This is a genomic window from Nostoc sp. S13 (genome assembly GCF_029379315.1).
In the GTDB taxonomy this organism is placed as follows: domain Bacteria; phylum Cyanobacteriota; class Cyanobacteriia; order Cyanobacteriales; family Nostocaceae; genus Nostoc.
In genome coordinates this window covers 37,859-64,737 of record NZ_JAQYWQ010000019.1, presented here as the reverse complement: position 1 = coordinate 64,737, position 26,879 = coordinate 37,859, and the positions used below count along the sequence as shown (strand labels likewise).

The 26,879-nt window shown below is 43.1% G+C and carries 22 protein-coding genes; 11 read left to right on the top strand and 11 right to left on the bottom strand.

Annotated elements, in window-relative coordinates:
• Positions 1–52: 52 nt before the first annotated feature.
• The 3 genes from PUQ00_RS09270 to PUQ00_RS09260 form a co-directional block, all read right to left on the bottom strand.
• Positions 53–1,699 (bottom strand): AarF/ABC1/UbiB kinase family protein, encoded by a 1,647-nt coding sequence (locus PUQ00_RS09270; RefSeq protein ID WP_300415377.1) that lies wholly within the window; start codon positions 1,697–1,699, stop codon positions 53–55.
• A gap of 32 nt (positions 1,700–1,731) precedes the next feature.
• Positions 1,732–1,992, bottom strand: coding sequence for a membrane protein insertion efficiency factor YidD (gene yidD, locus PUQ00_RS09265; RefSeq protein ID WP_334740338.1), 261 nt, complete (start codon positions 1,990–1,992; stop codon positions 1,732–1,734).
• A gap of 114 nt (positions 1,993–2,106) precedes the next feature.
• Positions 2,107–3,171, bottom strand: coding sequence for a mannose-1-phosphate guanylyltransferase (locus tag PUQ00_RS09260; protein ID WP_300415372.1), 1,065 nt, complete (start codon positions 3,169–3,171; stop codon positions 2,107–2,109).
• Positions 3,172–3,286: 115 nt separating this feature from the next.
• Here PUQ00_RS09260 and PUQ00_RS09255 point away from each other — a divergent pair, with 115 nt between their 5' ends.
• Together PUQ00_RS09255 and PUQ00_RS09250 are read left to right on the top strand one after the other, a co-directional pair.
• Complete coding sequence (locus PUQ00_RS09255; protein WP_300415370.1) at positions 3,287–4,804, top strand: LCP family protein; 1,518 nt, start codon at positions 3,287–3,289, stop codon at positions 4,802–4,804.
• Positions 4,805–4,916: 112 nt separating this feature from the next.
• Positions 4,917–5,423 (top strand): pentapeptide repeat-containing protein, encoded by a 507-nt coding sequence (locus tag PUQ00_RS09250; protein ID WP_300415368.1) that lies wholly within the window; start codon positions 4,917–4,919, stop codon positions 5,421–5,423.
• A gap of 567 nt (positions 5,424–5,990) precedes the next feature.
• Here the strand turns inward: PUQ00_RS09250 and PUQ00_RS09245 are convergent.
• Positions 5,991–9,008 carry a GAF domain-containing protein gene (locus PUQ00_RS09245; RefSeq protein ID WP_300415366.1) on the bottom strand — a complete coding sequence of 1,006 codons (3,018 nt, stop codon included), beginning with the start codon at positions 9,006–9,008 and terminating at the stop codon, positions 5,991–5,993.
• 428 nt (positions 9,009–9,436) lie between these two features.
• On the opposite strand from PUQ00_RS09245, the gene murJ reads away from it, so the two are divergent.
• The 3 genes from murJ (at position 9,437) to PUQ00_RS09230 (ending at position 12,408) form a co-directional block, all read left to right on the top strand.
• Positions 9,437–11,041: a murein biosynthesis integral membrane protein MurJ gene (gene murJ, locus PUQ00_RS09240; RefSeq protein WP_300415364.1), complete on the top strand. Its 1,605-nt coding sequence runs from the start codon at positions 9,437–9,439 to the stop codon at positions 11,039–11,041.
• 325 nt (positions 11,042–11,366) lie between these two features.
• Positions 11,367–11,879: an outer membrane beta-barrel protein gene (locus PUQ00_RS09235; protein ID WP_300415362.1), complete on the top strand. Its 513-nt coding sequence runs from the start codon at positions 11,367–11,369 to the stop codon at positions 11,877–11,879.
• Positions 11,880–12,102: 223 nt separating this feature from the next.
• The gene (locus PUQ00_RS09230; protein ID WP_300415360.1) at positions 12,103–12,408 is read left to right on the top strand and encodes a hypothetical protein; all 306 of its coding nucleotides are present in this window, start codon (positions 12,103–12,105) and stop codon (positions 12,406–12,408) included.
• Between the two features lie 10 nt (positions 12,409–12,418).
• On the opposite strand, the gene PUQ00_RS09225 is transcribed toward PUQ00_RS09230, so the two are convergent.
• A complete protein-coding gene (locus tag PUQ00_RS09225) occupies positions 12,419–15,106 on the bottom strand; it encodes a DUF3769 domain-containing protein (RefSeq protein ID WP_300415359.1) in 2,688 nt (895 codons plus the stop codon).
• Here PUQ00_RS09225 and PUQ00_RS09220 point away from each other — a divergent pair.
• Entirely contained in the window at positions 15,085–15,261 is a 177-nt protein-coding gene (locus PUQ00_RS09220) for a hypothetical protein (RefSeq protein ID WP_300415357.1), read from the top strand. The genes PUQ00_RS09225 and PUQ00_RS09220 overlap by 22 nt on opposite strands.
• Positions 15,262–15,302: 41 nt before the next feature.
• Here the strand turns inward: PUQ00_RS09220 and PUQ00_RS09215 are convergent, their stop codons facing one another.
• Positions 15,303–15,419: a photosystem II reaction center protein I gene (locus tag PUQ00_RS09215; RefSeq protein WP_015114068.1), complete on the bottom strand. Its 117-nt coding sequence runs from the start codon at positions 15,417–15,419 to the stop codon at positions 15,303–15,305.
• Between the two features lie 239 nt (positions 15,420–15,658).
• Between PUQ00_RS09215 and PUQ00_RS09210 the strand changes: the two genes are divergently transcribed.
• Positions 15,659–15,883, top strand: a complete 225-nt coding sequence (locus tag PUQ00_RS09210) for a hypothetical protein (protein ID WP_300415355.1) — start codon at positions 15,659–15,661, stop codon at positions 15,881–15,883.
• Here PUQ00_RS09210 and PUQ00_RS09205 read toward each other — a convergent pair.
• On the bottom strand, positions 15,857–16,558 hold the full coding sequence (locus PUQ00_RS09205) for an acyltransferase (RefSeq protein WP_300415353.1): 702 nt from the start codon (positions 16,556–16,558) through the stop codon (positions 15,857–15,859). The two genes, PUQ00_RS09210 and PUQ00_RS09205, sit on opposite strands and share 27 nt — an antisense overlap.
• An 817-nt stretch (positions 16,559–17,375) precedes the next feature.
• Entirely contained in the window at positions 17,376–17,513 is a 138-nt protein-coding gene (locus PUQ00_RS09200; protein WP_174707946.1) for a hypothetical protein, read from the bottom strand.
• Between the two features lie 450 nt (positions 17,514–17,963).
• On the opposite strand from PUQ00_RS09200, the gene PUQ00_RS09195 reads away from it, so the two are divergent.
• Together PUQ00_RS09195 and glgP are read left to right on the top strand one after the other, a co-directional pair.
• The gene (locus tag PUQ00_RS09195; RefSeq protein WP_300415351.1) at positions 17,964–18,287 is read left to right on the top strand and encodes a hypothetical protein; all 324 of its coding nucleotides are present in this window, start codon (positions 17,964–17,966) and stop codon (positions 18,285–18,287) included.
• An 829-nt stretch (positions 18,288–19,116) separates the two neighbouring features.
• A complete protein-coding gene (glgP, locus tag PUQ00_RS09190) occupies positions 19,117–21,681 on the top strand; it encodes an alpha-glucan family phosphorylase (RefSeq protein WP_300415349.1) in 2,565 nt (854 codons plus the stop codon).
• Positions 21,682–22,154: 473 nt separating this feature from the next.
• Here glgP and PUQ00_RS09185 read toward each other — a convergent pair whose 3' ends face one another.
• Positions 22,155–23,225, bottom strand: coding sequence for an NAD(P)/FAD-dependent oxidoreductase (locus PUQ00_RS09185; RefSeq protein WP_300415347.1), 1,071 nt, complete (start codon positions 23,223–23,225; stop codon positions 22,155–22,157).
• A 260-nt stretch (positions 23,226–23,485) separates the two neighbouring features.
• Positions 23,486–24,220 carry a DUF429 domain-containing protein gene (locus PUQ00_RS09180; protein ID WP_300415389.1) on the bottom strand — a complete coding sequence of 245 codons (735 nt, stop codon included), beginning with the start codon at positions 24,218–24,220 and terminating at the stop codon, positions 23,486–23,488.
• A gap of 151 nt (positions 24,221–24,371) precedes the next feature.
• Between PUQ00_RS09180 and PUQ00_RS09175 the strand changes: the two genes are divergently transcribed.
• Together PUQ00_RS09175 and PUQ00_RS09170 are read left to right on the top strand one after the other, a co-directional pair.
• Positions 24,372–25,631 (top strand): glycosyltransferase family 4 protein, encoded by a 1,260-nt coding sequence (locus tag PUQ00_RS09175; RefSeq protein WP_300415345.1) that lies wholly within the window; start codon positions 24,372–24,374, stop codon positions 25,629–25,631.
• Positions 25,632–25,706: 75 nt separating this feature from the next.
• A complete protein-coding gene (locus PUQ00_RS09170) occupies positions 25,707–26,573 on the top strand; it encodes a calcium-binding protein (RefSeq protein ID WP_300415343.1) in 867 nt (288 codons plus the stop codon).
• A 110-nt stretch (positions 26,574–26,683) separates the two neighbouring features.
• Here the strand turns inward: PUQ00_RS09170 and PUQ00_RS09165 are convergent, their stop codons facing one another.
• A complete protein-coding gene (locus tag PUQ00_RS09165) occupies positions 26,684–26,851 on the bottom strand; it encodes a hypothetical protein (RefSeq protein WP_300415341.1) in 168 nt (55 codons plus the stop codon).
• Positions 26,852–26,879 lie beyond the last annotated feature (28 nt).

Here is a 26,879-nt window from a genome sequence, read left to right as displayed (position 1 = left end):
GGGATTTTTGCTAGTGACAGTTATCATGATTTCCTAGCACAACATAGAGGTTTTACCGTAAACGTCCCGATCGCAATGTACTGATAATTAACCACAAACCCAATAAACTAGCGACTGCAAACAGGATGGTGCTTAAAAAAGATAGTTGAGTTGTCTGCGCTCTGGTGGAAATAATTGCTGCACCCATAATCAGCGAACCCACTAAAATACTAAAAGATAGTCGGTTAGCCGCATCGTCCATAGTACGCCGCACACCATCTAACCCTCGCAGCGATAGATTCCACTGTAAGGTTTCTGAGGTAACTCGGTCTAATAACAGTTCGATTTGGCGGGGAGATTGGAGAGACAGACTTTTAATATCCAAGGCAGTCCGTAACAGCGATCGCACTGGATTATCGCCCAGTAATTGCCGACGAAACAAGTCTGTAATTAATGGTTTGACTTCATCAAAAAAATTAAGCTCCGGGTTGAATGTCCGCGCCACACCCTCTAAATTCGCTAGGGTTTTGGCATACAAACCCATATTGCTAGGCAGCCTAATTTTATTGTTGCGGGCAACTTGTAAAACTTCATAAATTATCTGACTGAAATTTATTTGCGTTAGGCTGACATTGTGATACTTTCGTAACATGCGATCGTAATCATTTTCTAACCGTGATAAAATTACCGGTTGAGCAGAATCTGAGAGCTGCAAAGTTAACTGAGCACACCTTTGAGCATCTAAATCAACGATCGCTAACAACATTTCTGTCAATATCTGCTGTGTACGGGGATCAAGTCTTCCCACCATGCCACAGTCTAAGAGGGCAACACGACCATCTTTGAGATAAAACAAGTTTCCTGGATGGGGATCAGCGTGAAAAAAGCCATCAATATATAATTGCTGAAAAAATACCCGAAATAACAAAGTAGTTATTTCTTTACGCTGTACAGCAGGGTCTTTACCATTGGTGTTGCTGTTCAAATCCGCCGCCAGGAACGGCACGCCATCCAGCCATTCCATCACCAGTAATTTCTCTGTGGTCAATTCCCAGTTAATTTCTGCAACCACTATTTGTGTCGGATCAAACCAACGACTTTTAGATAAGTTGCGCCGCAGTTGGTCTGTAAAACCCGCTTCCCGTTTAAAATCTAATTCAGCTTCTAGAGCTTTGGTAAATTCTTCGGCGGTAGATTTGATTTCGTAGGTTTGCCCAAACTCAGTACGCGCCACTAAATCGGCAATACCTTGAATTAAGGCAATATCTTGGGCAATAGTAATATCAATTCCCGGACGTTGGACTTTCAGAGCGACTTCTCGACCGTCTGCTAGTGTAGCGCGATGCGTCTGAGCAATTGATCCTGCCGCTACGGGTATAGGGTTAATTGTGCTGAAGGTTTCTGCTAGTGAATGTTTTAATTCTTTGCGGAGGACTATTTCTATCTCTGACCAAGGAACTGGCGGTACTTCGTCTTGTAGGGTTGACAGTTCCTCAATGTAGGCGGCGCTCAGTAAATCTGGACGGGTGGAGAGTAGCTGACCAAGTTTGACGTAAACTGGGCCCAAGTCTACCAGGATATTTTTTAAAACCGCAGGTGTAGGTAGCTGCGGTTCATCAGCTTTGCCACCAGTAAGTAGCCTTCGCATATAGTCCCAGCCATTGCGAAGGAATACTTCAAGAATTTCTCGTTGACGGGGAACAGTTTGGGTGAGGAACATTTTTGTAAAGAACTGCAAAGAAGCAGAAAAGTTTAAAGAGGTAAGCAGCAGGGGATGACAATACAACGGAAATCGGCTTTAGTTTTGATGCTTGTTAAAGTGTTGCTAGCTGCCGCACATTCTTGAAATCTTTTTATGGATGATTGTACGGCTTGGTGCAGCTTCTGTTCGTTCAGCATCCGTTTGACGTAATTAGAGCAGGAATCCCCGCCGTGTAATAAGCGATGGGGGCAACAAAATCCTTTGGACGGAGAAATATATTTTTGATAGGCAGTAATAGACTCGATTGCCATTGTCTTGGCGAGAGGCTCAAAGCTAATAATGTCCATAACTGTCAGATAGAATAACAGACAGTCAAGTTATAATGGATAAATAGGCTTTTTCGCCTCTGCCAAGGGTTTTAACTTTTATAGCAGGTGGGTAAATCGGGAATCGCTTTGGAGAATTTTGAGGATCTGCTTGATTTCCTGGGTACGTTCTTTTTTGACAACGAGGGTGACATTGCGATCGCGCACAATCACCACGTCCTCTAAACCAATAGTAACAACTACGTCTTCTGGATTTGAGGCATAAATAATCGCACCCTGCGTATCCAACCCTACGTGAGTAGCAAGTTCCACATTCGGAGTCTCTTCTGTCTTCAGTAAGCGTTCGATCGCATTCCAATCTCCTAAATCATCCCAACCAAAATCAACTGGCAAAACGTATGCTAAAGTTGTCTTTTCCATTAGCGCATAGTCTATACTCTTCTTAGGCAACTGGGGATAGATATCAGGGCCATGTTGTTCTAAAGGTTCGATAATTTCTGGAGCATGGGTATGTAGTTCCTTGAGAACAACCCCTGCCCGAAAAACGAACATGCCACTATTCCAGCTAAAGCGTCCCGTAGATAAAAAAGTTTCTGCTGTTTCACGGTTGGGCTTTTCTGTAAAACGGTTGACGTGATAGGCTGGCAATTCATTAAAGTTACCTATTTTTTCACCTTGTTCAATGTAGCCATAACCGGTTGATGGAAAAGTAGGCTTGATCCCCAGTGTAACGATCGCTGCTGTGCTTGCTGCCAGTTGTGTAGCCGCGCTTAATGTGTGTGCAAACGTCTTTTGATCAGCAATCCAGTGGTCAGCAGGGAAAAAGCCAATAACAGCGTCTTCTCCATAACGCCGTTTGATTTCTAAACTTGTCCAGGCAACGGCTGCGGCAGTGTCTCTTCCTTCCGACTCGATCAGTAAGTTTTCAACTGGTAGATCAGGTAATTGTTGTCGTACGCCTTCAGCTATCTGACTAGAAGTTATGACCCACAAGAAATCCCACCCGCCACCGAGTTCTATCAATCGATCGGCGGTTGCTTGTAATAAACTTCTAGAGCTACCATCAAGACTTAAAAATTGCTTGGGTCGGTCTTTGCGACTTAGGGGCCAAAAACGTTCACCTTTACCACCAGCAAGGATTACGGGGAACAATAAAGTATTCATGTTGTCATACACGCTTACCGAAGAACATTACAAGTTTACAGTGAGCTTTTCCACTGGCAATATTTGTAGCTTGGATTAACATACTTTTAGGGAGTGGTTGAGTGGGGAAATAATTGTGATAAAACAAATCGAATGGTCGGAAAATCCAGTTACATCTAAACAAGTAGCATTTGAAAATGAGGTGCGATCGCCGCAACTTCAACGAACGGAAAATCAAGTAACACCTGTACCAGTAGCCAATTCAGAGGAAGAGGAGGTAGAACTAAACCAGCCAGCGAATCCGAACCGTAGCGTCGTCGAATCAGTGGGTGCAATTCCTAATCAGCTTTATGAGAGACTGGGCTTGACCATGCCTCGATGGCTGTTATGGATCATGACGGTTGTCATCGGCATCATCTTATCTGGGTTACTGGTATCAACTTTAGCGCTTTGGACTCCGTTGTGGAGCAATCTAGATCGAACAGATGAAGATTTAGGAAGTACTGCCAAAGACGAGGTAAAAATACCACTACCAGGGGAGTTATGGAGCAAACTCTCCCAGTATCAGCTTTCACGACCGATGAATATTTTAATTATGGGGATTGAACCAGTCAGTGGTACTGTTGATGGTTCACCAGAAAGCTTTGCTGGGAAAAGCGACTCCATGCTGCTGGTACGTCTCAATCCTAGTGAAAAATCTGTCAGGGTGCTTTCCATTCCCAGAGATACAATGATCGCCATCCCCGAAAAGGGAGAAAAGGGATTAACTAAGGTATCTGATGCCAATGCCAAAGGCGGCCCAGTCTTGGCAGCACGGGTGGTTAGCCGTACCTTAAACAATGCCCCAATTGATCGCTACATCCGCATTTCTACTAGCGGCTTACGGCAGTTAGTCGATCAGTTAGGCGGAGTAGAGGTCTTTGTTCCCCAATCAATGGAATATAAAGACTCCAGCAGTCGGCTGTCGATTAATTTAGTCAGTGGCTGGCAAACCCTCAACGGCGAACAAGCAGAACAGTTTGTCCGATTCCGCGAACCAGGTTTGGGAGATTTGCCGAGAGTGCAGCGTCAGCAAGCACTAATAGCGGCATTGTTGCAACGCCTCAATAGTCCTACCATCTTACCCAGATTGCCTCAATTAACTCGCTTGATGCGAAAATACTTTGATACCAACCTGAAGATGGAAGAAATGATGGCGTTGGTAAACTTCGGACTCAACTTGGATCGGGATAATTTCCAAATGACCATGTTGCCTGGTACGTTTAGCCGTTTTAGCAAAGACCCTGATAGCTATTGGCTGAACATGACCGGACAACAGAGCCTGTTGAATGATTATGTTGGGGTAAATGTACCTGGTCTTAAGCCAGATATGCGCCGGGTTCCTAACCTCAAAATTGCTATTCAAAATGCTTCCAATCAACCTCAGCTAACTGAAAAAGTTATTGCTTATCTCAAACAAAAAGGCTTTACTAATATTTACAAAGTGCCTGATTGGCCAGATACCCAACGTCAAACTCAGATTGTTGTCCAAAAAGGCAACCGACGAGTTGGAGTTGATTTGCAAAAAGTCTTAGGCTTGGGTCAAATAGAAGTGTCGGCGATCGGTGATTTAGAATCTGATCTCACAATCCGTATTGGTAAAGATTGGAAATAGTCATTAGTCATTAGTCAAATGACTAATGACAAAGCGCAAAGTCTGAGCGGAGGAAACCTCCGCTCAGAACTTTGTAAGAGAGGACTAATGACAAAGGACTAATAATAAAGTTATGAAAAAGATTTTAGTGCGCTTTTTTGGTTTGATTGCGATTTTGATACTAGCATTTTTGTGGATAATACTTAATCCCAAACCGGCTTTTGCTCAAATCAACACAATCAATTACAACAATATAAATTTAGAAAATCGTGACTTTTCTCATGCTGATTTGGCAGGTGTGACTTTTGTCGCAGCAGAAATGCGGGGAGCGAATTTCCAAGGGGCGAATTTAAGCAATGCAATTCTGACTAAGGGAATTTTATTAAAGGCAAATCTGGAAGGTGCGAACTTGAGCGGCGCTTTAGTCGATCGCGTGACTATGGATAGTGCTAACCTGAAAAATGTCATTTTTACAGAAGCCACTTTGACGAGCAGCCGTTTTTACGATGCTGATATCACTGGTGCTGATTTTACCGATGCATTAATTGACCGCTATCAAGTATCACTATTGTGTGAAAGAGCCGATGGCGTAAATCCGGTTACAGATGTGTCAACACGAGATAGTTTGGGTTGTAGGTAAAAAATCTCAGCGTTGAGCTTCAAAACAGAGACATTTTACTCAAAAAATGGAAAATAAAGCTTTTTTATTAAACTATATATTATTAATTACAAATTTGATTTTATTTTGGTATTTGCTCAGAGGTAAAAATATAAAAATTCATGAGCAAACACAAAATCAACTTAACTTTACTATTCAACCGAAGTTGCTTTGATTTATTGGGTTATTTTTTGGACAAGTAGGGATAATTTACTTGTATACTATTTTCATAATTATACCTGTCACACAACTTAATTGTGAGCCTATTCGGACTTTGACCAAAATGGCAAAGCAATAGATAAGCGGGTAACAGTTCTAACTTTGGTTGAAGGTTTTTACGATGAAGCAGTCTATAGGGGAGAACAAATTATTGAAATTCCCACATTCCCTGAACTGAAGCTGACTGCTAACCAAGTTATTAATGCTGGTGTTTAGGTTATAGGCGTAACGCAATGGCAATTATGATGCCTTCAGGGAACGGAGGAAATCTCTGCTTATCCTGGCTCTCCTAGTTAAGATTGACTGAGAATTGCCGAAAACTAGTTACCTTTAATTACTGCTGGGGATTTCAATTAAAAACTCTGTTCCTTCTCCTGGTTTAGAGAAACATTTAATCTGACCATGATGTTTTTCAACCACTATTTGATAACTGATAGATAATCCTAACCCTGTACCTTTACCTGGTGCTTTGGTAGTGAAGAAGGGGTCAAAAATGTGCGATCGCACCTCTTCTGGAATCCCCAGACCATTATCAGCTATTTTAATTACAATCTGGTTATTAACGGCTTGGGTACTAATCCAGATAGTCAACGGTATTCTCGGACACATTTGGGATAACTCCAAATACCTTTGCTGTATAATTTTAAGCTTCTCCTCTAATGCATCAATACTGTTACTCAAAAGATTCATAAACACTTGATTTAATTGCGCGGGATAGCATTCGAGCAAAGGTAAAGTAGCATATTCTTTAACAATCTCAATAGCTGGGCGTTTATTATTATTTTTGAGGCGATGCCCTAAGATTAGCAAAGTACTATCCAATCCTTCATGAATGTCTACTGGCTTCAATTCCACCTCATCTGTACGAGAAAAGTTACGCAGTGATAGCACAATCTCACAAATACGCTCTGTTCCTACTTTCATTGACTCAAGGGTTTTGGGTAAATCTTCGATGATAAAGTCCAAATCAGTCTTGTCAATTTGCTGTTGGACAGTTGGCAACAGGGAGGAGTTTTGACGGTAAAGTTTCACTACATTTAGCAATTCTTGAGTATATTCATTTAAATGGGTAAGATTGCCAAAAATAAAACTGATAGGATTGTTGATTTCATGCGCGACTCCAGCAAGTAGTTGTCCTAAACATGCCATTTTTTCACCCTGAATTAACCGAGTCTGAGTTTGTTTTAATTCTTGCAGAGCTTGAGTAAGTTCTAAGGTTTGACGTTTAGTTTGTTCGAGTAATTCCGCTTGCTGAATTGCAATTCCAAATTGCACCCCTACTTGAGCCAGTAAATTAATTTCTTCCTCTTTCCAATAACGCGGTTGGGAATTTTGATAAGCAACTAATAATCCCCATAGTTTTTCACCTTCCCGAATCGGAACAAAGGTTTCGTTACGCGGAAGTTCGTTATCGTCGTCTGTCTCTTCAAAACTCTCTCTAATCATTGGTTGGGCTTGTGCAAGAGGTTTCCAACCATCTTTAAAGGAATCTGCTACAAATTTACCGCTCCAATCCGGGTTGAAGCGGTAGATTGCAACTCGCTCCACTTCCAGCAACTCTCGCACAGCTTGAGTAGTGGTTCTAAAAATAGTTTTAATATCGAGTGACTGGCGGATTTTATCAATAGTTGCAGCCAGCAGTTCTTGTCGTTCCATTGATTTCTCCCGTTCGGTGGCTTCTGCTAACTGGACAACCTGCATTTGAACTTGCTTTAAATAAGAATCCTGTTTTAATGCGACTCCCAATTGCTGGGCTATTTGACTGGTAAATTCAATTTCAGAGGGTTGCCAGTCACGAGGAGCGTTACATTGGTGAATACACAGCAATCCCCAAAGTTCGCCTTTTTTTAATAGAGGCGCGACCATATTTGCACGCACTTGAAATTTCTCTAGGATTTGGACGTAGCAACGTGAAAAGTTTTGTTGATAAATGTCAGTGATCGCATTTATTCGACCTTGTGCGTAAAGGGTCGCAAAGTTTTCACCAAAGCAATAATCATAAACTTTTTCTGTTATTACCGAGTTACATTCAGGTACAACATCCTCAGAAATAAATTCTCCTTCCCAATCTTTTTGAGGGTCAAAACGAACGACTGTCACTCTGTCTGCTTGCAGCATTTGTCGTACCTCGGTGACAGTCGTTTGGAAGATTGTATCTAAATCTAGGGACTCCCGAATTCGAGTAATCACGCTAGTTAATGTCTTTTGTTGCTCTGCTTGGTACTGAGCGTATGCCAGCAACTTATAGTGTCGCAGTGCTAAACCAATTTGTGTGCCGATTTTGGTCAGTGATTCGACTTCATAAGATTGCCACTGTCTGGGTGAGGCATTTTGGTAGGCAGCGATGACTCCCCAAAGTTGATCTCCTTGGAGAATGGGGGCAGTTGCAAAGGATTTTGCCTGGAATTGCTCTAACAGGGTTATATGGCACTTTGTTAATCCGGCTTGATAAATGTCATTAGCTGTAAATGTCTGGTTGTCAACGTAACGTCCACCTTGCGTGTTTTGTAAATAAGTATCACTGATCGCAGGCTGAAAGCCAACTAAGGGAGTCCAGCCTGGCGCAAATGATTCAGCAACAAAGTTACCACTCCAATCTGGATTGAAGCTAAAGATGGCAACTCGATCAGCTTGCAGCAGCTTGCGTATTTCTTGAGTTGTGGTTTTAAAGATGGTTTCAATATCAATGGGTGAACGAATTTCATCAACAATCTGAGCTATTACTTGGTCGCGTTGAACTGCTTGAGCCAATTTTGTGGCTTGCAATTGGACTTCATGAAGATGCTTCGCTTGTTGAATTGCAATGGAAAGATGGTCAGCAATTTGACGAATAAACTCAATTTCCGATTCTTTCCAGTCACGAGCCTCACTGCACTGATGAATGCAAAGCAATCCCCACAGTTCTTTCTGCCGCGATAGAGGGACAATAAGGTTGGCCTGTACCTGAAATTTACTCAAAATTGCCAGATGACAATCACTCAGTCCCGCCTTGTAAATATCTGCTACTGCTTGCACTTGACCTTGTTGATAACTGGCAGCAAATTGTTTTCCAAAGCAGTGATCGTAAACTTTTACTGTCATTGCTAAGTCCCAGCCAGCTGCAACATCCTCACAAACAAATTCTCCTTCCCAATCTTTTTCCACGTCAAACTGGAAGACTGCTACACGGTCAGCATTTAGCAACTGACGCACTTGGGTAACGGTCGTTTGAAAAATTGTTTCTAAGTCAAGAGACTCCCGAATTCGCACAATTACACTCGCCAGAGCCTTTTGTTGCTCTAGTTGCTCTTGAAGTTGAGCGCTTGACAAGAGAAGTTGATTTTCCGTGAAATTTGAATTGAGTTCCATTGCTGTGGATTATGTCGTTTTTATACAAGGGCTATTCGTACCAAACTTCATAAAGTTAAACGTGTCAAAAATATGACAAACTGCAAATTTTGACAGTGTTCAACTATTTCCTAGAAGATGGTTATTGTTATAGTTCCCCTTTCTTGATTTATCCTCGTAATGGGTTAAAAAATAATTTTGGCTTCTACACACAGAGGAGATGATTAATTGAATCGTGATCGAACTAACCCTCAATTCGCTGTATCATAGCAATCTCAGGAATTTTATTTTGAGCGTAGGCGTAGCCCAAACTAGGCATCGCACTTAAAATGATTGCTATGGAGACTAAAAACTAATAACTAATTTGTCAAAATTTACCTGACAGACTGCGGAATTTCAGGTTAAATGTTTTAAAATATGCACTCTGCAAGAGTTGTCGGGTATTATTCGTGACACAACAAGACCAAAAACCCTCTCGTTCTTTCGCTGGAATTGCTGGCATTGTTGCCGCAGCCACATTAATTAGTAAAATCTTCGGTTTAGTGCGGCAGCAAGCGATCGCTGCCGCTTTTGGTGTTGGTGCTGCTGCCACCGCCTATAGTTATGCCTATATTATCCCTGGCTTTCTATTAATATTACTCGGTGGCGTAAATGGGCCATTACACAGTGCGATTGTTAGTGTTTTAGCCAAGCGTCGGCGAGAAGAAGCGGCTCCCCTAGTGGAAACCGTGACAACGCTGGTGGCTGGATCGCTGTTGTTGGTGACAATTGCTCAAGTTTTATTTGCGGATGCGATCATTGATTTCGTTGGTCATGGTTTGGAGGCGACAACCAGAGCGATCGCCATTCAACAACTCCAGATTATGGCTCCTATGGCTTTATTTGCCGGATTAATTGGCATTGGCTTTGGTACTCTCAATACAGCCAATCAATATTGGTTACTCTCCATTAGTCCTTTATTATCCAGTATTACCGTTGTTGCCGGTCTTGCTATCTTGGCTATGCAACTGGGCAAAGACATTATTAAACCGGAGTACGCTTTAATCGGTGGAATGGTGTTAGCTTGGGGAACCTTGGCAGGAGCCGTTCTCCAGTGGTTAGTGCAGCTAATTGTCCAGTGGCGGTTAGGATTAGGCACATTACGCCTGCGGTTTGAGTTTAAATCCCCAGGCGTTCAAGAAGTAATTAAAATCATGACTCCGGCAACAGTTTCCTCTGGAATGATGCCAATTAATGTTGCCACTGACCTTTATTTTGCCAGTCCTATCCCTGGTGCTGCGGCAGGATTTAACTATGCGAATCTATTAGTACAAACTCCCTTAGGGATTATTTCTAATATAATTTTACTGCCCCTATTACCGATATTTGCCAAACTTGCCAGCCCCGAAAATTGGCCAGAGCTAAAATTACGGATTCGCCAAGGACTGTTACTCACTGCCTTCACCATGCTACCGCTAGGGGCGCTGATGGTAGCGCTATCAGTACCTATTGTGCAGGTGGTATATGAGCGCGGTGCTTTCAAGCCAGAAGCCACACAGCTAGTTTCATCATTGTTAGTCGCTTATGGAATTGGGATGTTTGTCTATTTAGGACGTGATGTATTGGTGCGGGTGTTCTATGCTTTAGGCGATGGACAGACACCTTTTCGCATCAGTATTTTTAATATTTTGCTCAACATCTTATTAGATTGGTTTTTTGTTAAACCTTTTGGCGCTCCCGGTTTGGTGTTAGCAACAGTGGGTGTAAATTGCAGCTCAATGTTAATGCTGTTATGGTTGCTCGATCGCAAACTTAATGGTTTACCTTGGCGTGAGTGGAGTGTGCCGATTTTAGGTTTGACTGCGGGTAGCTTGGTAGCTGGGGTAGCAAGCTATGGGACATTGGTGGCTTTTCAGCAATTCTTAGGTAAAGAAGGTTTACTGATTCTGGTGTTGCAGTTGTGTGTATGTGGCTTTGTGGGGATTGCGGTGTTTGCTGCGATCGCTTCATTAATGAAAATACCCGAAGTGAATATATTTATATCTCGTTTGCGTCAGCGCTTTTTGAAGAAATAACTCTCATTTACAGCAGATTTCAAGGAAGGTGAAGTAAATAAAGATTCGTCTCAAACCTTGGTATAAAGCGTATTTTACTTCTGTTAGCGGAGCGGGGCGTAGCCCATTCTGACGCCAAGCCGCAGAGCGTCTCCAGCTCCTGAATTCTGAATTCTGAATTCTGAATTCTGAATTCTGCTATAAATATTTCAGTTGGTACACCCAAGTGGGTGAACAATAATTCAGCCAGTAGGGTGAACCAAATGTGCGAGGTTACATTTTGTAAAAAAAGAGATTCTGGTACTAGAGAACATTGATTTTATTTAACTCTGGTGAGAAGAATCCTATGAAACTTACAAAATTAGCTGCCTCTTTCCTTGCTGTTGCTTCCATTGTCCTTTCGGCGGGAATTGCTTCTGCTCAAACAGCCGGTACAAACAGCAATTACATCGGTGCTGGGATTGCAGTTGGTGCAACCAGTGGCGGACAAGGAAACGATGAAGCACAAGTTGGCGGCAATATCCAAGGACGTTATGCGGTTCCCAAAACACCTCTTTCAGTGCGGGGTTCTGTGCTGTATGGTGGTGATGCTGCCGCAATTATGCCCATAGTGACTTACGATGCGCCCATCGCCAAAAATACTAATGTTTACTTCGGTGGTGGTTATTCTTTTGTAACTGATGAAGGTCAAAAAACCCCATTGGGTAATCAGAATGCACCTGTACTTACCCTTGGTATTGAATCAGAAGTTAGCAACAATGTCATTGCCTATGGCGATACGAAATGGGGCATTGACGCCTACAGAAATAGTGATGCTGATGCCCTCAGCTTCCAAGCCGGATTAGGCTATCGCTTCTAGTGATTACGAGCTAGAAGAAAGCTTATTCGTAAGCTAAAGCAATGATTTTTGCCAGCCGTAATCGTAATTCCTTCTGTCATATCTGAGTATGGATACTCAGATATGACGCATTTTTTTTAATCATTTTAATTTATAATTTTGATAAACAATCATATTGGCTATTATCAATAGTTTTTCTTAAAGTTAAATAACCAGTTTTGAATATGCGTAAAATATATTACTCATGCAAAAGATTAATCCCATTCCAGAAATACTTGGTGAAACAACTGACGTGGAATCTTGGCTGATTCGAGCCGGGCTAAGATTTTCAGACTTAGGTAACGATGCTGCAAGTATTGCAATCCGTAAGCAATGGCGAGAGTACCAAACCGCAGTGCAAAGATGCTGTGCAATCCTACACCAACCACCGTCAAGTGTTCAACTAAGCGGCGACTATGCCAAGCTGAGAATACCTGATGGTGCATCAACTTATTCGGAAGCTAGGGCGGTGAAGTTTCCCAGGCGAGAGAGTGATTCCTTTGATCACTGATAACTGTTGACTAATTATCCTGTTGCACGCCATTTACTACTGGCTTAACATCAGAAAATGGATCAGTACCGCCACCCCAGTTAAAATCACTAATTCTGATGCTGAAGCCACCTAACTCCAGCACCGGATTGTAACGCAAGGTGATGCCATACGTGCGACGGCTATATTCCAAAATGTAGTCAGTGCTAGTTTGTATACCAGTATCCAAGTTAACAGATGTTTGGAAGCCTAAGCGAAAAGGGCCGTAGATTTGCTGTGATATCCCACCGCTCAACACTTTGTTATCAACGGAGCGATCAAACAAAAAGGGTGATAATCCGCTATTTAAGCCTTGGGAATAACTAATATTAAAGGCGGTATAGTCGAAAAAAGGTCGAGAAAAATGACCAATTTGACCTTGTAAGCCAATTGTGCCAGTTAAAATGCTTTGGTTATCACCATTGCTGTAATAACTGCTAGTGCCTGTGAGGCTAGCGATCGCTAGCAAGTAAGGAACTACAGGTCTAGCCGTGTATCGTAATCCCTCACTGGCAGTGGGTGGTAATGGTTTTCCTTGCCAGAGTAACAGTCCACGACTGAGGGTAGCGCTGGCTTGTAAACGACCTAGTGAGATGCGATCGTTTTCACGCTGCGGTTTTAGTAAGTCTTGGCGATCGGTGTTGGCATCGATATATTGAGCACTAGCCTGATAGGTGAGGTTGATGCCACTTTTTCCTAGAGGAATCACCGGAGAGGTAATAATGCCGCCAAAACTGCTCTGGACAGTTTGAAAGCCGAGGCTACCATTGTAGAGGCGATCGCGGTAGTTATATTGCAGATTAAAGATGTAGGGAAGGCGATCGCCTAATGTCTGGCGCAACGCAAAATTCGCCCGCAAATTGTTTTCCACCTGGCTCAAGTCAAAACTGGTTAACTGCCCAGTTCCCTGAAATGTTGTCCGTGGACTCAAAACGGAATTTATCTTCGTCTTCACTGCAAATAGTGCGCCTAAATCACCCGCGCCTTCTTGCACAGCTCTCTGTACTAATAACTGGGGCGTGATCGTCCAACTAGTCTGGTCTGTATTGATCACTGGAAAGCCACGCTCAACATAGAAACCACCCCGATCAGTTCCATCATAGCCGGGAGAGACTATTGCAGGTGTAACGTCCCGCTCTCGGCGGTCAATAGTATGCTCATCCACCGGAATTGGTAAGGACAATGTTTGATCCAATACCAAACGCTGTCCCTGTGTCCTGATGCGGTCTACCAAGGGTTTCTCTCGCGTTAGAGTTACTTTATTTGCGCGTAATTCTAGTTCTGGGGGCGAAAAAGGATCATTGGTGATGCGGACATCGCTTGCTTGCCAGCCTTGCGGATAAAAGTCAATGTGTTCAGCTTCAAACCTGAGCCGATTGACTACACCCCCTGATTTCGGTGCTGGTATGTTGGTAGCGCCTGCCTGACCACCAAATGTCACATCAATTCCTCCAGGGCTGCTCACACCTGAAAGGGGCTGATTAGCTCTAATGCGATCGCTTGGCGGACGTTTTGAGACTCCACCAGCTACATCCGTGGGTGAAAAAGCAAAATCTGTTTGTGCTGAGGGTACGTAAATTTCTCCTCTACCATTTTCCAGTTCTCCACTATCTTGAACAAAGTTATAGGTAAAGCGTTGTCCATGCAGTATCTGATCACCCCGTGTTAAAGTGACATTGCCTTCCCCCGCAGCGATCAAGTTGTCCAAATTGACTTGCAGGCGATCGGCATCCACCACCGCCCCATCAAATCGCACAACTACATTACCTACGGCTGTAACAATTCGCCGTTGCTCGTCATACTCTTGCCGATCGGAAGTAACTTCCACAATTCTCGGTCTGGCTGGTGGCGTGCTAGCTGGCGCAGTTGTACCAGATGGTTGACCTTGTGGCTGATTAGTGGTATTAACCTGTGGTGTAGGCGTTGCTGCTTGAATTTGTTGGGTTTGGGACTTGAATTCTACAGTGATGGGTGCCCAGAATTGGTTTGTCGGGTTGCGAGACTTAAATTTTATAAAATTTTGTACTGATTGAGAACTCGGTGCAAGATCAGCAGCAGATACAGCGATATTGCCTCCTCCTGGAGACTGTTGTGTAGTAATATCACTTTGCTGTTTTTGTTGGGTTAACTTCTGGGCTAAAATTTCCGCCTTCGACTCAACTAACTTGTCAGTGTTTGTGACACTTGGAGCAACGTCTAGCGGAGGCTGAGGAGCAGGAAGCAGGGAGAATGGGGGAAGTTTCTCACCCTCTACCCCAATTCGCGCTGCATAAGGGTTTTGAGTTTCACTGGTCTTATGGCGATTAGGGGCTGCAACCTCTTGCATGGGATAACCAACTACCACAGACTGCCCCAAAAGTCCAGCATTCCTAGAAACGGTGAGGGGGGAAAATTCAAGTGGTAAGGTTTCTGGTGAATGAGGTACAGAGGAAGTTTTGGCAACTACCAAGTCATCCTGAGTTGAGTTGAGCAAAGGTGGCAATGGCGGATCACTCTTGGTGTTACCCGCAATTACCAACTGAGCCAAATTCTTGGGCTGCTTGGATTTGTCTGTCTTTTCGTGTATTCCAGTATCTACACCTGAAAGAAACTTTGTATGACTAGCAGATGAGGCGGGATTTACAGGTTGTAAAGATTCGAGAATAGGAGGCGGATCGGGTGGCAGAACTGGATGAAGCATATTTGAGCAAAATCGGGCTAACAAACAGCCAAATGACGGAAGGAAGGATAGATATACATTTTGCCTTCCGACTGTCGCCTTCTGCTACCTGGAGCAACCCACTTGGAGGAGGAAACTTACTAGGCGAAAGTTTAGTAAGTTTCCGTGGCGTTTAGTATCTTCCGCCTTCCAAAGTCGCGGATGATTTATCGCTCTTTTACTCTAAGTCCCGACGGCCAGGGTTACGAGCAGGATCGTTCGACAAAAATCCGAAGACGAAGATAGTGACGAAGAAGGCAACAACAATATAAACAGCGATTTTTAAAGTCAGCATAGAAATATCTCCAACGGGTAAGACGAAAAGAGCTTTTCTTTGAGGATCTGCCATGCAGAAAAGATAGCTCCTTTATATTACCCAAATCTCGTCCTTTTTTAGAGAACTCTGGGGACGTTTGCTCTTGTGACGTTGACTAACGGCAAAAGTTTCTTAAAAAAAGGGAAAGGTTACAGTTTACAGAGGATAGTTATTATACCCAATACCTCTCTACCAGAGGCTGCGCCCTAAGCGTAGCTATGCCGCAGGCTTTACGGCAACGCTACTTCGATGCCGCTCAGTACAAGTCAGTACAAGTGCCCAATGCCCAATACTTCTCTACGAGAGGCTGCGCCAACGACAAAGCTCAGTACAAGTGCCCAATGCCTAATGCCCAATGCCCAATGCCCAATGCCCAATGCCCAATGCCCAATGTCCAATGCCCAATGCCCAATACCCTATTTCTCAGTTTGAACTTTTGCTAGGTCTTTACCAATTCGGTTTTTGATTACTCGTGCAGGTATGCCTACAGCAACGGAGAAAGGAGGAATATCTCTATTCACAACTGCTCCCGCACCAATAACACTGCCTTTGCCGATAGTAACGCCATCTAATACTGTTACTCCATGTCCCAGCCAACAATCATCCTCAATCACAATTCCCTTGCGAGTAACACCTTGGTATTTAATCGGCTCCATCGGATCGGCAAAATTATGATTATTGGCATATATCCCTGAGTAGGCAGCAATCAAGCAGTGTTTACCAATTTTAATGTTTCCTGGCCCCTCAATAGATACGTTGGGAGCAATGAAGGTGTCTTCATCAATATGTATATACGTATCTTCCAAACACCCTATATCAACATTACGCTCAATAGCGACTCTATTTCCGAGATGAATTCTATTGTTTTTGTGTCCTCTAGCATCCATCCGCACACCCTTGAAAATATAGACTCCACTGCCTATCTCAATACAAGAAGTTCCGTTAAATTCAACACCATTTTGAATATACACTGGGCTGCCTATCTGGGCAAAAATACTACGATATCCCAAGTTACGCAACTTTGACCCTAGAAGAAGTGTCGGAATATCTCCTAATACAGTAGTTACTAAAAGTTCTTGCACGCGCTGCAATTTTGAAAGATTTTGCTCGTTAGGCATGGCTACATATCTCTTCAATCAATTGTTGTTGACAGTCTTGAAAGTTGTTTTGGCTGTATCCGAATCTTCTGCCAATACCAACAGCGTTAGTATTCATTGACACAGAAGTATATTGGCAGTATTATCAAATTTTCCCCATATTTTTAGATGGTTTTCCAACATTTGAAAAACCAGAGTCTGGCTTTGACTATGTGAGCAATTCTTGAACTTAGGTGTGTAGAATCACTCAATTGATATACAAAATTGCGTTAAGTCGCTAGTAGAAGCTTTTTTACCATAGGTACGTAAAAATTTGGCTGCTTTTGCACTAGCTAAATTAACAAAACAATTTCAGTGGATTGCAAAGTCAAAACTCAGACTATTAAGTTGTCTGATGGGAAAATTTGCTGCTTTAGATAAGCTACTGTTTTAGCTATCCGGCAAATTTGCAAAGCTTGTTACCGAAACAGTGCTGAGTCAAAAAAAACAATCAATAATTGCACTCAGCATCAAATCAGTTCCGAGTAGCAAGTGCCTGGGCTGAGAGTGGGAATATTCATAAGTACTACTTCTTACTTATTACTTCTTCCTCAGCACGGACTAAACCCTAGCTATCCGCTAACAGCACTCCTAAAGCAACTAGGGATGTTGTTTGCTTTGAGCCTACTTTCTCTCAAGCGGTTTTAGTCTTTTGAAACAACTCAGTTCCACAAGCTATTTTGCAACAAAAAATACATTTGACTAGACTATTTCAAAGATTTAGATAAAATTTCTGCCTAGCATGACAATGTAATTATTGTGGGATTTTTCTGGGTATTTTTGCCCAAATAAAACCCAATTAGGGTGGATTATCTCCCACATCAGCCATCACATTGAAGTTAACCATCGGTGCAAACAAGTAAGCGCTTCCCCGACTGCTATGACGGCTTTCTTGCAACGAATTTCTAGAGTATGCTGCTCCAATCATGTTGCACACGGATGATTTACAGACTAACCAATTCACGTTTATAATTAGATGAATGGTTTTTAATAACAATTGTTTTTAACGATAACACATTTTATTTTTAGTGGAACACTCTTAAGAAATAAGTTGATTTCCAGGCTATTTGTTGATGAGAATGGGGGAAATCAGTTAACTTTTTTACTGGAGCGGTCGCTACCCTCAAATAATTTTATACACTTAGATAAAATCCATTGAGGATGGGGAGTTGAAAAATCCTGTAAGCGGTTAATTGGCATTCTTGCTATAAATTTGTAAATCACCCATTCGGGTGAGCCAAGCGGGTGATGCGTTCTTAACACTACTTATTATAAATTCTATTCAAAGAGAGCTAAAACGTAGCTTAGTTTCCAGCAGAAGTCCACAAAATCAGATCACACACCCCAATTGAGGTATCGGTTTTAACTCACATACTTGGTTCAAATTATGGCTTTAATTAAAAAAATAGTGCAACAAGCTCTAACTACTGGCTATCTGAGTGTTGCAGCCGAAGATAAACTGCGATCGCAGCTTCAAAGTAATTATGACTCAGAAGACCTAGATGCCTGGATAATTTTACAACGAGCTATTGTAGCAGGTGATATCAAACAAGAGTCGCGCCGAAAAAAAGCTTCCCTCTCTCCGAAAGCCAAGGAAGCTTCATCGAGTATCAAACTTGCTTATCAAATGGCAGCGGAGATTGCTTATGCAGCAGCTGTAGCTCTGACGATGACAAAAAATACTAAAGATCAGCCTTCATTAGGTGCATAAAATAACACCTTCGTTAGTTATTGTCCTGTTTTAGTATCGATATTTAATACCAAGTAGTTAGTGTAGGCGTAGCCCGCACTCCGACCCAAGTCTTGGAGACGCTGCGCGTAGCTTGCTTCCCGTTCGCCTCTGGCGTCCCGTAGGGAAGCGTACGGCAAAGCTCAGGGCAGGTGTTACCCTTAGCAGTTCGGCAAGATCGCTGTAACAGCTGCCGAAGAACAAGCTCAGTGACCACCGCAGGCATCGCTTTTCCTGGTTAACTGCTTGGTACAGTTTTCACAATAAGCCGATTTAAGCCAGTCTCTACAACGGGCTGTGACGCTCAATGACTCGCTACCGCTTCTCTACGTTCGCAGACAGACGTTACGCGAACGCGATCGTTGAGGCATCACTTTAAGCGAACCTTAATCAAATAGTCATGTAAGTCTTTGCTCTCAAAGTGCTTCTTTGACAGCGTAATTTTATTAAGAAATAATTAAAAATTTAACTTTCCTGAACACAGGTATGAGGAATTTGCACCCTCAGCTAAGACCTTAGAATTGATCCCCGGAATCAATACTAAAATAAATATAAATTATTTTATTCAAGATTATATTTTTTTAAGTGATATATGCCAGTAAATGATTAAATCTTAATATACCAAGTATATGGCTGAGGGTAAGGCATAGAATTAGAAACACCTTGGTGTAAACTTTAGCAACGAGGTTAAAAATAATTCTCAATGCTTAACAAAGTCATCGCTTTTTCACAAACTAGAGTATAAAGAATTGGCAACATTGGTAAAGAGAGTAAACAATAACCATAGCTAAACTTGGAGTTTTGCCAACCTATGCAGCCAATTCGTACATTTAACGTATCCCCTTCACTACCACCGCGACTCGAACCACTGCGGCGGCTAGCACAGAACTTGCACTGGGATTGGAACGTTGACACTAAAGATTTATTTCGTCGCTTAGACTCCGACCTGTGGGAGTCTAGCCATCATAATCCGGTGTTAATGTTGGGTACTATCTCTCAATTGCGGCTTCTGGAAGTTGTCGAAGATGAAGGCTTTCTAGCGCAAATGGATCGAGCTGACCGTCAGTTAGAAGATTATTTGCAAGAGCGCACATGGTATCAGAAACAACGGGAGCAGAAACCAAAAGAATGCTACGCCTATTTTTCGGCTGAATTTGGACTTGTAGATTGTTTGCCCGTCTATTCTGGAGGCTTGGGCGTTCTGGCGGGGGATCACCTCAAATCTGCCAGTGACTTGGGGCTACCACTTGTAGGTGTAGGTTTACTGTACCAGCAAGGTTACTTTGCTCAGTATCTCAATGCCGATGGCTGGCAGCAGGAACGCTATCTGAGCAATGATTTCTACAATATGCCCTTGCATCTAGAGCGTAATCCCGATGGTTCAGAACTACAGATTGCGGTAAATTATCCAGGACGCAAAGTGTATGCCAGAGTTTGGCGCGTACAGGTAGGAACGGTGCCTCTATATTTGATGGACACCAACATTGAACCCAACAATGTTTACGACCACGACATCACAGATCAACTGTACGGTGGCGATATCGATATGCGTATCCACCAGGAAATCATGCTGGGGATCGGTGGTGTGCAAATGCTCAAAGCTTTGGGGCTGAAAGTCACTGCCTACCATATGAATGAAGGTCACGCCGCCTTCTCTGCCTTAGAGCGCATCCGCTTGCTGATTCAGGAAGAGGGACTCAATTATGCCCAAGCTAAACAGGTGGTGGCTTCTAGCAATATCTTTACCACCCACACACCAGTACCAGCAGGGATTGACTTGTTTGCTCCCGACAAAATGTTGTACTACTTGGGGTACTATGCAGAGATATTTGGGTTGCCCAAAGAGCAATTTTTAGGACTGGGGCGCGAGAATACAGGCGATTTATCTGGGCCTTTCAGTATGGCGGTGCTGGCGCTGAAGATGGCAACATTTTCTAACGGTGTCGCCCAACTGCATGGTGTGGTGTCGCGGCAAATGTTCCAGGGCTTGTGGAAAAAGGTGCCAGTAGAGGAAGTGCCGATCGCCGCAATTACCAACGGTGTCCATGCTCGGAGTTGTGTTGCGAAATCGACTCAAGAATTGTACGATCGCTACTTGGGGCCAAACTGGTCATCAGCAGCACCAGATAGCCCATTGTGGGAGCGGATGGATGCCATACCCGATGAAGAATTGTGGCGTAATCACGAACGCTGTCGCTTAGATATGATTTTGTATGTGCGGGAGCATTTGGTCAAACATTTGCGCGATCGCGGTGCTTCCGCCTCAGAAATTATCCAGGCCCAAGAAGTTTTAGATCCTTATGCTTTCACCATTGGCTTTGCTCGTCGCTTTGCCACCTATAAACGCGCCACGCTTTGGATGCGTGATTTGGATCGCATTAAGGGGCTTTTACTGGCTAACAAAGACCGGAAAGTGCAATTCGTGATTGCTGGTAAAGCACATCCCAAGGATATTCCCGGTAAAGAACTCATCCGCGATATCAATCACTTTATCCGCGAACAACATTTAGAAAAACAGGTAGTGTTTGTTCCCAATTACGACATTTACATCTCCCGGTTGATGGTTGCGGGTTGCGATATCTGGTTAAACACACCGCGTCGTCCACGGGAAGCCTCTGGTACCAGTGGCATGAAAGCAGCAATGAATGGATTGCCGAATTTAAGTGTACTAGATGGCTGGTGGGATGAAGCTGATTATGTCCGCACGGGCTGGGCAATTGGACATGGAGAGAATTACGACGATCCTGACTACCAAGATGAAGTAGAAGCAAATGCTCTCTACGAGTTGTTAGAAAAGGAAGTTGTACCGCTATTTTATGAACATCGGGATAGTGATGGTTTACCCCGTCCGTGGGTTGCCAAAATGAAGGATGCAATTCGGTTGAATTGTCCGTTCTTTAATACAGCGCGGATGGTAGGAGAATATGGCGAGCGAGCTTATTTCCCAGCCAGCGATCGCTATCATACCCTGACTGTTGATAACTATGCCCCAGCTAAAGAACTAGCTGCTTGGAAAGAAAAACTGGGCGAACACTGGTTCAACATCAGAATCAAAGATATTGACGTATCGGCAGCTGCGGACATTGAGGTTAACCAAACCGTTGCTGTCAAAGCCAAGGTTGACTTAGCAACTTTGACGAATGATGATGTGCAGGTGGAGCTATATCAAGGTGCGATCGATGCCAATGGTGAGATTGTCGATGCTATGCCAGTGGTGATGGAATACCAAGGCGAGGATGGACAGAAATTGAGTATTTACACAGGTAATATCACCTATACCGCTTCTGGTTTGCAAGGCTTGTCTTTGCGTGTATTACCGAAAAATCAATACCTAGCTAATCCTTATGAACCAAGGTTAATTGCTTGGGCAGAATAAGAATGCTGAGTAGTTATTGAATACTCAAGATTAGGCGTTGCTGATTTAAGTTTAGCAACGCCTTTTATTGTGTGATGCAGTCACGCCTAAAAAATAATTATTGCTAGAATTATGAGTAATTATAAGGTAAATGTGATTTGACTGGAATAATCACTGAACAATGCAAAAGAAAGAAAAAGAAAATGATTTGAAGCCTCTAAATTTATTTATGGGGATTATCTTTTTACTTTTTAAAAAAGTCAGCTTCTTAAGCTTTGATTGATCTGCGCTTTGCAGCCATAAATACTAATGTCTGCGCTCGCGGATTTCTTAGTTTATAAATGTTATACCAATCTGTAATAGCCTTCAGTAATACCAATTTGAAAAAAGAATGCGACAAATAGACCATTTGTAGAGATGCGATTCATTGCCTCGTTACCCAAGGATGTGTTGCAATCATTAATTGAATTGGTATAAGATTGACTATCAAAAGACTAATAGTACACAAAGAAAATATTTTTAGGTAAATTTATCAGAAATAATGTGAAGAATATGCAAAGATGCATCTTGAAGCAAAAATATCTAAGTAAATACGGTAGTAAATCTGGAATTCTGGGATTATTTAGGTACATGGCAAGGTTGGCTCCTTCGCCAGCGAACGGCGACATCAGGTGCGCTGCATCGCCGAGCAGTGTCACCCCAGCTAAACGATCCCATCTGTGCTCGATCGGGAGCGCGTAAATAGGGCGAGGCACAGGGTCCGTCTCACCGTCGATGATAAGCGCTGTCAGCTCCGGAGCCCAGCCGTCGAATTCTTCGGCAACGCGTGCCATAGCAGTCACCGAGTCGGAGAAATCGATGCGGGTAATCCAGTCCTCCGGTTTGTTGAGCGCCACGTACGTGTGCAGGGTTCCATTGGCATAGCGGTGCGTCAAGATGCCTTTACCGGGCGCGACCGCCATCAGCGTGCCACCGCCAATCGCTTCCGCGCTGGCCTTGTGGCGGGTGTCGCCGTCGAAAAGACGCGTCTCGATGAATGAGGTACCGACATAGGCGGGCTTAGCCTCGGAAAGAAGTGGACGAACCCTTGACCAAGCGCCGTCAGCACCCACGAGGATGCCGGTAGTCACCGCTCGACCGTCAGCGAAGGTCAAGGTATGCCGCCCGTCGCCGAGCGAAGACACTGCTGTCAGCTTGTGTCCCCAGCGAATTGTGTCGGCAGGAAGGGAGTTGATCAAAATCCGGCGGAGGTCTCCTCGATCTACCTCAGGCCGACCGCTGTTGCTATTATCTTGTTTATCAAGCAGGATGTTACCGTCCTTGTCCACTACCCGCTTTGCATCAGCGCCAGCCTGGATAATCTCGAGGAACTTATCGAAAAGTCCTGCTGCCTTGAGTGCGAGCTGTCCGTTATATTCGTGGATATCAAGCAAGCCCCCTTGCGTGCGTGTGTTAGCCGAGGCTTCCGCTTCATAGATCGTCGCTGCGATACCGTGAACGTGGAGGACTCGGGCGAGCATCAACCCACCGAGCCCTGCACCGATGATCGCGACTGGAGTATTCATCCCAATTCCTTCGTGGTTTGAGTAGGCATTTCTTTCTCCTAATGGAATGTAGCATATTCAGGTAAAGGGTGAAGAAAGGGTAAAAACTGTTATAATACCTTCGTCAATTTACGAGGGTGAATTGATGTCTGAACTCTCTTTTATCTAAAGTTTGGTAAAAAACAACTACTAACACTGGGTCAATTACAAGCGATACGGTTTACGGAATGCTATTTTTAGCATCAGCAAGGACTATAAAGCAGCATACGTGAAGCCTTTGCTCAAATTCTTTGGGGAATGATGATGTAGCCAGTGATGCCATCGCCTAATACTAAATTACGTTGTTCTCCCCAATACCACCAGTATGCAGCAACATAAGCGCAAATTAAGCTATCTAGTTTATCTTCGGTTGCTTTGAGGGCTGCGCCTGTGGTGGGGATTTCCCAAAGGAACGAACCGCAGAGGTGCAGAGAACGCAGAGGAGGAGAGAAAGAGGGGAGGATATCAATAATATAATTTTGGAGTTTGATTAGTTCTAGGCGGCGCTCATTGAGGCGTCCTTTTTTGTATTTAAGGATGCGTTCTAAGTTGAATAGGTTAACGATTGCTGGGTGGGGAAAGACTTCTATTTGATATCTGTTGAGTTTTTGCGGTTCAATGGTGGGTGCGTGTGCAAAACCGCGTGATTCTAATTCTAAGCCAAAGTTGATGGTGCGATCGGCGAAGGGTAGGTTTTGATTAGCTGGGTAGCATCCCGCATGATATTTGCCAAAGTACTTGTGACTGAGTTTGTCGGCGAGGCGACTCCCAGTGGCGTTGGGTATGAGGGTAGGTGCATCTACGGCAATGATGGCTGGTTCGTCAGGTTGTACGCTCTGATCGAGCCAGGTAAGGATGTCTGCAATGGCTTCTTTGCGGTCTAGATCAAGTAGTTGCAGTTGTCCATCTATCCATTCTAAGCAGCATAGTCCACTTGGTTGCGATTTCCAGCCTAAATCAATGCCAATAAATTTCATGGTCATAACACGAATTTGCGATTATTTTCCCATTTCACGGCAACGATTCATCTAAATTTACTTGCAAAAAATTAGGGTAAATAATCTTATAATCTTAAGAGACTTGTCTTAATTTATTTTATCTGGCAATAAGTTAATCAAGATTATTCCGATGCAAATTTTATTTTTACATCCCAATTTTCCCTCGCAATTTCGCAACCTAGCGACAGTTTTAGGCAAGGATAAGAATTACAAAGTCGTCTTTGGGACAAATCGTCGTGAAGGGGAAATACCTGGCGTTTATAAGGCTATTTACACTCCTTCTCGTGAAGCTGCTCCCCAAACCCACCATTACGTTCGCAACCTAGAAAATGCTGTTCTCACCGCGCAGGCTGTCTATCGCGTGGCAGAAAAATTAAAAGCTGAGGGTTTCGTTCCTGATATAGTTTATGGTCATTCTGGTTGGGGGCCAACTTTATTTATGAAAGATGTTTTCCCCAAAGCCGAATTATTGTGTTATTTCGAGTGGTTTTACCACGCTCATGGTTCGGATGCAGATTTTGATCCTAATGAACCACTGAATGCTGATGATGAATGCCGCATCCGCGTGAAAAATGCGCCGATTTTGACTGATTTATATAGTTGCGATCGCGGTCTTTGTCCGACGAATTGGCAACGGCAGCAGTTTCCTAAAGAATATCATAGCAAACTCACTGTAATTCATGATGGAGTTGATACCAAATTTTTTGTTCCCAAACCAGGCGCAAAGTTAGTTTTACCAAGAATAAATCTTGACCTTTCCCATGTGGAAGAATTAGTAACTTATGTGGGACGGGGGATGGAACCTTATAGAGGTTTTCCGCAGTTTATGGAAACGGTGGCGCTAATTCAGCAGCGCAGACCTAAGTGCCATGTGGTAGTTGTGGGAGAAGATAGGGTTGCTTATGGGAAGAATCTCCCCGATGGTCAAACTTATAAACAATTAATGCTAGAAAAATTATCTTTGGATTTATCGAGGCTGCACTTTACAAATAGGCTTCCTTACAATGAGTACCTTCAGGTTTTGCAAGCTTCTTCTGCTCATATTTATTTAACCCGTCCTTTTGTTTTATCCTGGTCAATGTTAGAAGTAATGGCAGCAGCATGTTTATTAGTAGCTTCTAAAACTCCACCAGTATTGGAGGTCATACAGGATGGGGTGAATGGACTGCTGGTAGATTTCTTTTCTCCTCGAAATATTGCTAATAGGGTTGAAGAGGCGCTGAATCATCCTCAGGAGATGAACGCAATACGTGCGAATGCGCGAGAGACAATTATCAAGCGTTATGATTTGGCAAAACTGTTACCACAGCATTTGCAATGGATGTTCGCTGGTAAAGGTTCTGATAGTTTGAAAAAGCGCCCCCAGTCTAAAGGATTTGGTAGAAATTAAATGAGATTAGTCATTAGTTACAACCAACAAAGGACAAATGACTAATGACAGACAAATAGAAAAGCGATATTTAAAATGCGAATTATTTTTACCATTGCCCATTTTTTCAAACCTAGCAGTGAGGCTCGTCATGCTTCCCAACGCAAAGACTCGCAACCACGCTTGGAGGCGTTAACTAAAAGCCTTACCGGCTTACATCAATTATTTGGCAAATCTCAAAGTATCATCAATATTGCTGAACGACTAGCTTTCACTGCTAACCAGCCGCAGTCTCACGAACTAGATATTGTTATTTGTACAACCAAAGATAATCATCTTCTAAATCAGCTTCCCTTACCATCCTATTTATATAAACATTATTCTACTGATGTAGAACCTCTACTTTTGGGGTTTGAGTGCCAAGCTGTTCTACAAAGTTGTGTTGGTCAATATGATTACTACTGCTTTCTTGAAGATGATCTAATTATTCATGACCCTTGGTTTTTTATAAAATTAAATTGGTTTACTCAACAAGCTGGTGACTTAAACTTGCTCCAGCCACATCGTTATGAAGTCTCCCCCTACGGTTTGGTTCACAAAGCTTACATTGATGGAGATTTGGCGTTGCGAGTAACTGCTCCCTTTCAAAATGTGCAGGAAAAACAGGAACTCAAGGGTACAATTCTGAATACACCAATTACCTTTTGTCGTGCCCTCAATCCTCACGCCGGCTGCTACTTTTTAAATGCAAATCAGATGGCTTATTGGGCTAATCAAACTTATTTTCTCGACAGAGATATTAGCTTTGTTGGGCCTCTAGAAAGTGCTGCCACTTTGGGAATTATGAAGACATTCCAAATTTACAAAACCTCACCGGAGGAAGCAAGTCTTTTGGAGATTCAGCACTTTGGAACAGGATTTCTGGGGCTAATTGGAGGAGAAGTAGGTTTAGCAGAAAGGTAAATCGAATTTAAGAGTTTAGCTAAATAATTATGGTTAACTCAATTGCAAACGGCTAGAGTAACTATAAAAATCATGAGTTTGGAGTAGAGACAGGATTAATTTTGTCTCTACTATCCAAAATCAACTAACAGGCGACAATTGATAACTTGCTTTTTCTGTCTCCTGTACTGCTGCTGTTGCTTCAATGTTTCTAGTTGTGTCTCTAATTGCGCCTTCACTTCATCACGGAAGCTGAAGAAGTGTTCATCTAAACTCAATGCTAGTAAGTAATCATACAATAAATGCGGTTTCTGGAAGGCGATGTCT